Source organism: Novosphingobium sp. FKTRR1, assembly GCF_020404405.1.
Taxonomy (GTDB): domain Bacteria; phylum Pseudomonadota; class Alphaproteobacteria; order Sphingomonadales; family Sphingomonadaceae; genus Novosphingobium.
The window spans coordinates 1-2237 of the sequence record NZ_JAIZDA010000083.1 but is presented as its reverse complement, the minus strand read 5'-3'; the positions used below and the strand labels follow the sequence as shown (position 1 = coordinate 2237).

The window sequence follows — 2237 nt, the reverse complement described above, 5'->3', positions numbered from 1 at the left end:
TGAACACCTGCGTCCAAGGCTGGATATCAATCCTGGACGAGGTGGCCGGATCACGTTTCAGATGAGCCAATTTCCAGACTTTGGCCGAGCGGGGCTGGCCATCGACGTCGTAGTCGATGGTAAATTCCTGCCCCGTCCTCATGCGGGTCACGACCGCTCGCACGTTAGTTTTGTGCTTGCTAGCCAAGGTCTTGAACAAGCTCCACCGCTGGAGAAACTCAAGCCTGTTCAGCTTGTAGCTCACATCCTTGGCGAGAGCATAGTAGTTCGCAAACCCCCGCAATTCGGCGTTGTAAGCAAGGACGATCTCAACGTCGCTGCAGCTTAGCAGCAGGCTCCGATGACGCGGCTTCAACACCGACAGATCACCATAGCCTTTTGCCGAGGCGAACGCGTGGACCTTCTCCCAAGGGACATGAAGCTGCATAACTTCCGACGGCGGCCGACGGAGGAAGCTGACGGAGCCTTGTCGACTCCGGACAACCCGTTGACGTGTCGTATATGTGCGGACCTCATATCCAAGGAAGGCGGCTCCATCGCTCGCCTTGCGGATACCGCTTTTCTCCTCGGACACCGTGAGCGCCAGTGCGTCGGTCAGGAATGCCCTGACTTCGGCGAACACGCTTCGTGCATCCTCCTTGCTACCGATAACCCCAATCATGAAGTCGTCCGCGTAGCGACAGTAACGAAGTCGGCGATAACCGGGATCCATCGCATCTCTCGACGGGATGGAACGCTTTTGCGGCAGTAAGGTTTGGATTTTGGCCAAGGCGGCCGCAACCTTTACCTCATCGACATTGTCTTTAGCCCGCAGCATGGTGACGCGCTTCCGTTGTTTCTGGATGCGCCCAGCCAGTCGCCCATATTCCGGGTTCGTGGCACGGACCTTCCCCCTTTCGAAAGCTGCGATCCGTTCCGCCATGAACATATCGAGTTCATGGAGATAGATGTTGGCCAGGATTGGAGAGACGATACCGCCCTGCGGAGTGCCGCTGTAGGTCCGGGTGTGAACCCGGTCTTCCATAACGCCCGCCTTAAGCATGCTGCCGATCAGGCCGATGAATTTATCATCGTCGATCCGTTTCCGCAGCAGCCGCAGGAGAATGTCATGGTTGATGTTCTCGAAGAACGCTGCGACATCCACATCTACGAGCCATTTCACCCCCGTCCATACGGCTTTGACGTGTTCAAGCGCCGTATGACACGACCGGCCCGGCCGGAATCCATGGGAGGCGTTCGAGAACACCGGCTCATAGATCCGTTCGAGCAATTGCCGTGCCACTTCCTGAACGAGGCGGTCATCACGCGTGGGAATCCCCAGCGGACGCCGTTTGCCCTTGCCTTTCGGGATAAACACCCGACGCACTGGTTTGGGTTCATAGGTCCCCGCCGTCACACTGGCGATAAGCGGGTCGAGGTCTTCCGGTCCGAAGTCCGCGAAGGTCTCGCCGTCAATACCCGGCGTCATCGCACCCTTGTTGGATGCGATCTTCTGGAGCCCCTCCTCCCAGAGGAGGCGAGACCCCATCAGACGATAAAGCCCATTTACCCGTTTGCCCGACGCAACGAGCGCCGGAATGGCCTCCAACCGGCCTTTCACAGTTTCTGGCAGCATCAGCACACCCCATGATTGGTGGTTGAAGAATCACAGCTGCCGCCCTTCCCCCGGTCTTCCCCGCTTTCGGCCCAATCGCTCGAGACCTTATACGGTTGCACCGCCGCCTCCGAAGAGGTCGATGTCCCGGGTATTACCCCGGGCGTTTGAGTAATATGGCGGCTCCGTACCCATGCAGGCCGGCCTAAGCCGCCTGTTTAGGGCATCCCGTAGTTACGCTGAATGGAGATGCGGCGCGGTTAGGTGTCCCGTTCGTCCACTAAACCCCTCGACGAGAGGCGCACCGGATGGGCTGAGAAACAGGCGGCCAAGACATGAGACCGCTGTCATCATCCGGACCTGGCGTGACAGTCGCTTTCGCCAGTATCGCTATATAGATTGCTGCAGACTGGGATTTAAGCAGTGTAGCCTTCACCATACGCACCTTGCCCTGACCGTCATCGCCTCGATTTGCGACTCAGACGCATCCGGCCTTTTCCGAACATGCTATTGTTCCCCGTCCCTTTCGGGATTTCAGACCTTGTGAGGCCCGAGGTTAGTCCGGCGAGCAGAGGCATTCTCAACTTACCTCATCATCACTGATACTCCATTTCAGCGCCGCAACGGCGCACTGTCCTTGTAG

Annotated in this window: 1 protein-coding gene; it reads right to left on the bottom strand. The window is 58.0% G+C overall.

Features of this window, described 5'->3' with window-relative positions; genetic code table 11:
* Positions 1-1615, bottom strand: a 1615-nt coding sequence (locus LDN95_RS22980; RefSeq protein WP_226019821.1) for a reverse transcriptase domain-containing protein, incomplete at its 3' end; no start/stop codon positions are given.
* Between the last annotated feature and the right edge of the window lie 622 nt (positions 1616-2237).